Raw genomic sequence first — 4248 nt, forward strand, 5'->3', positions numbered from 1 at the left:
CTGAAGACCCTCGGCTCGGATATCTTTTTTCACGTCAATCTTGTGGATGCGCAGGATGTCCATCGCGTTTCCGCGCTGGCCGGAGCCCGGGTTCCCGATGTTCACGCGCTTCCCGCGAAGATCGTTCACCGATTTAATGGAAGAGCCCGCCCGCGTGACCAGCATGACCGTCTCGGCATGCACGCTGAAGACGCTTCGAAGCCCCGTGTAGGGCTTCTTATCCCAGTCGGCCTTTCCGTGGTAGGCCTGCCAGTTGCGGTCCGATTGGGCCACCCCGAAGTTCAGCAGCCCCCGCCGGATGGCGTTGACGTTGAAAACCGAGCCCAGGGCCGGCCGGCCGATACAGGTGTATCCCTCGGATTTCAGGCTCTTGTTCACCAGTTTGCAGACATGGAGGGCCACCTGGTAGTAGACGCCGGTGGCGGAGCCGCCCCCGATCACCAGGAACTTCTGGGCGTGGGCCGGCCCCGACCCCATCACCCACGAAAGCGCCAACAAAACAGCCCCGATCCTCACCAGATATCTTTTCATGATAGCCCCTCCCAAAAATGTATTTTCCGGCCTGCGCCCCATTAGCTTTGTTGAAAATCGCCCCGGAAAATGAGACCTGCAAACGGCAGAAAATTGCACAACGGATTTTAATGGCGACACAAATCATTAAATGCGATCTGGGCACGATGCGTCAAACGGTTACAACCCTTTGGTTTTACATGGTATTTTAGGAGCATTCCAGGTTCCGGCCCACCGCGCGGAACCACAGGCCCGAAAGAAAGGAAAGCGACACGTGCCCTCGAAACCATGGGACGCCATCATCGCCGGAGGCGGCATCCTCGGCCTCTCGGCCGCCATGGCGCTCTCCCGCCGCCATCCCGGAAAGCGTTTTCTCGTCCTCGAAAAGGAGCCGGCACCCGGCCTCCACCAATCGGGCCGGAACAGCGGGGTCATCCACGCGGGAATCTACTACCGGCCCGGCTCGATGAAGGCCCGGATGAGCGTCGCCGGCGGGGAGGCGATGGTCGCCTTCGCGAAGGAACACGGAATCCCTCATGAAATCTGCGGCAAGGTGGTGGTGGCCACCTCCGCGGCGGAAATCCCCCGGCTGGAGGAACTTCACAAAAGGGGAGAGGCGAACGGCGTCCGGGGCATCGAGGCCATCGGCCCCGAGCGGCTCCGCGAAATCGAACCCCACGCGCAGGGGGTGCGGGCGCTCCGGGTGCCCTCGACCGGAATCATCGATTATTCCGCGGTCGTGCAGAGCTATCTCCGGCTTTTCCGCGAGGCGGGTGGCGAGTTCAAACCGGACACGGCCGTGCGCGGCATCGTGAAAAACGGCGGGGAGTTGATCATCGAAACCACGGCCGGGGACTTCCCCGCGCGCTTCCTGATCAACTGCGCCGGACTGCACGCGGACCGGATCGCCCGAATGGCGGGCGGCGAGACCCCTCCCCGCATCATCCCCTTCCGGGGCGAATACTACGAACTCCGTCCCGAGCGGCGCGGGCTCGTCAAAAATCTCATCTATCCGGTGCCCGACCCGGCCTTCCCCTTCCTCGGGGTGCATTTCACGCGCCGGGTGAACGGCACCATCGAAGCGGGGCCGAACGCCGTCCTCGCCCTCATGCGCGAGGGTTATTCCAAAACGAAGGTTAACCTGCGGGATATATTCGAGATCCTCGGCTATCCGGGCTTCTGGAAGCTGGCCGCCAAATACTGGAAGACCGGCACGAGCGAGATGATCCGCTCCTTCAGCAAAGCGGCCTTCACCCGATCTCTTCAGAAACTCATGCCGGAAATCGGCGAGACGGATCTCATTCCAGGGGGCTCGGGGGTGCGAGCCCAGGCCGTGGACCGCGACGGGAAGCTGCTCGATGACTTCGCCATCATCCGCTCGCCGCTGGCCATCCACATCTGCAACGCGCCGAGCCCCGGGGCGACCGCCTCGCTCCTCATCGGCCGGGCCATCGCCGACATGGCGGAGGAAGCCTGCCCCGCGCTCGCCTCCTGAGGGCCAGCGTCCTCAGGATTTTCTTTCGAGAAACGAAAAGAAAAAATGCATGAGGCGATCCAGCTTTGATTGGCGGATGAAGCGCCAGGTGCGCGTATCCTTGAAGAAAAGATAGAGATTCGACGCCTTGGTCTTGAGAATGTTCACGTCATCGTCATCTACCTGGATGCGGCCGATGCGAAAGAGATTCGATCGGCGGAAGGTGGGGCACTGCGTCAGCACCGCCTCGTAGCCCTCCTCGGCGAACCATCGCTGGAGCGAGCGGTTCGGATATTGCTCCTTGTACGCATGGAACCTGACGCGAATCCCGAGCCGATCCTCGATCGCCTTCCGGGATGCCTTGGCGTCCTCGCGCCATTCGGCCTCGGGCATCTCCCGCAGGGTCGCTCCCCGGCGGCCGAAGGAGCCGATCGTCATGTCGGCCTCTGCCAGCTCGCGGATCTGCGTCCAGTCCATGCAGGGAAAAGTGCCGGCGAAAAGGGAATTTTCTTTTCCCACGAAGTCGGTGGGAATGAAAAAGGCGGCATTGAGATTCCGCTCCCGGAGAAGGGGAAGTACCACCTCCCAGGCATCGCGAAAGCCGCCGTCGAACGTCAGGGAAACGGCGCGAGGAGAAAAGGGCGCCTCCCCCTTTATCTGGGCGATCATGCGCTCGAGTGGAATGATGTCGAAGCCAGACTGCGCGAGGCAGTCCAGGTGGGCGCGGAAGGCCGCGGGCGTGATGCCGTAGCCCATCTGCGCCTCGGGATAATCGCCTATCTGGTGATAGATGAATACCGGGCGCTCCCGAAGGCGTGCCATGCGCGTCCCCTGATTTTGGTTTCGCTCCTAGAGGAATACGTCCGGGTGATAGCTTTTCTCTGAGGGATCAGGCTTCTTCCACGGCTCGAGGAGTTTCCCTCCCCGGTAGGCGGCGCGGTAGGGCCCCTTGGGGGTCAACACCACGACCGGCTTCTTCTTCCGGCTCATTTTCTGGCGGTAGATGCGGCTCTGCTCGATGTAGAGCTGCTTCTCGCTGGGCAATTTCACGAAAAGTTTTTCAAAAAAAATCATGAACTGGCGGATGAAATCCTTGCTTACCACGTGATGGCGATCCACCATATAGCAGCGATCCTCCAGCACCCGGTTGAAACTCAGCCCCAGGAAATTTTTCTGGCTGTCGAAGTAAGGCTCGTACGGAAAAGTCCGGCAGGACACCGAGCGGTTCTCGCGTTCGCAAAACGCCGCTCCCTTGCATTCGATGAAAACGTTTTCGTCCTCATCCACTTCCTCTATCATTACCAGCTCGGCATTCGAGCGGGGACGGAATTCGTGCCAAAGCGTCGTCCGGGGTTCGAGATACTTCCACTCTTCCCGATAGGCGATGGGAACCACTTCACCCGTATCGCAGCAAAATGGAGTGTCGTTGTTGTAGGGCGCGCATTTTTTGCCGCAGTCGAATGTAGCGGGCGCACTTTGGAAGCCGCGGTACAGTTCTTCAAAGTCGCTCGGTTTGAGCATTCTCTTCTCCCGTTGCCGCGGGGCGAATCCACCATCCCCGCCTCAAGAAAAATCTGTGGCCCCAATATAGCGGGACAGATGTGCATCCCGCAAAAGAGTCCCCGGCCAGGGCCAAAAACGCACCCAGAAGGATCAGGCACGCTCCCAGCGCCGGGCCCGGCCCGGGAAACTCCCCCAGCAGGATCGCCCCAAACACGAGGGCGAAAAGAGGCTCCGTGAGCAGCCAGAGTGACACCTCAATGGGCGCCAGACGGCGCTGCGCCCATGTCTGCAGAAAAAATCCCGAAGCCGTTCCCAGAATCCCCGTCACCGCGAGCGCAAGGACGAGCGTCCCGCTCCACGCCACAGGGCCGCCCCACAGCAGGCCCGCCGCAACAGCCAGCGCGCCGGCGACGCTGACTTGTATCGCAAAAAACCGGACGGGCTCTATCCGCCGGCCCCATTTTCCGAGACAACGAATGTGAAGCGCGAACATGACCGCGCACAGCAGCGTCAGCGCATCTCCCCGGCCGGCTTCATCGAAACGCGCCCCCGATATCGTGTAGAGGCCCAAGACGGCAACGAGCGCCCCCAGGCTCTCCCAGAGCCGGGGCTTTCTTCCCCCCAGCCAGAGGAACAGCGGCACAAAGACGACAAACAGCGTGGTCAGGAAGGCCGAATTCGCTGTCGTCGTCCAGCGCAGGCCCATCGTCTGAAAGAAAAAGCCGCCGAAGAGCGCGGCGCCCGCCACCAGGCCCGCTCCC

At 61.4% G+C, this 4248-nt stretch carries 5 protein-coding genes; 1 reads left to right on the forward strand and 4 read right to left on the reverse strand.

All coding sequences use genetic code 11. The features are described 5' to 3' along the window. Nucleotides 1-531: TAXI family TRAP transporter solute-binding subunit (locus tag O2807_12820; GenBank protein ID MDA1001382.1), on the reverse strand; the 531-nt coding region annotated here is incomplete at its 3' end. 253 nt (nt 532-784) lie between these two features. Between O2807_12820 and lhgO the strand changes: the two genes are divergently transcribed. Beyond that, a complete protein-coding gene (gene lhgO / locus O2807_12825) occupies nt 785-2005 on the forward strand; it encodes an L-2-hydroxyglutarate oxidase (protein ID MDA1001383.1) in 1221 nt (406 codons plus the stop codon). A gap of 12 nt (nt 2006-2017) precedes the next feature. Here lhgO and O2807_12830 read toward each other — a convergent pair whose 3' ends face one another. From O2807_12830 to O2807_12840, 3 genes are all read right to left on the reverse strand, one after another. Next, nucleotides 2018-2806, reverse strand: a complete 789-nt coding sequence (locus tag O2807_12830) for a polysaccharide deacetylase family protein (protein MDA1001384.1) — start codon at nt 2804-2806, stop codon at nt 2018-2020. A 27-nt stretch (nt 2807-2833) separates the two neighbouring features. Then, complete coding sequence (locus tag O2807_12835) at nt 2834-3505, reverse strand: hypothetical protein (protein ID MDA1001385.1); 672 nt, start codon at nt 3503-3505, stop codon at nt 2834-2836. After that, on the reverse strand, nt 3483-4248 hold a 766-nt coding region (locus O2807_12840), incomplete at its 5' end, for a DMT family transporter (GenBank protein ID MDA1001386.1). The genes O2807_12840 and O2807_12835, both read right to left, overlap by 23 nt.

The sequence above is a fragment of the bacterium genome (assembly GCA_027622355.1).
Classification (GTDB): Bacteria; UBA8248; UBA8248; order UBA8248; family UBA8248; genus JAQBZT01.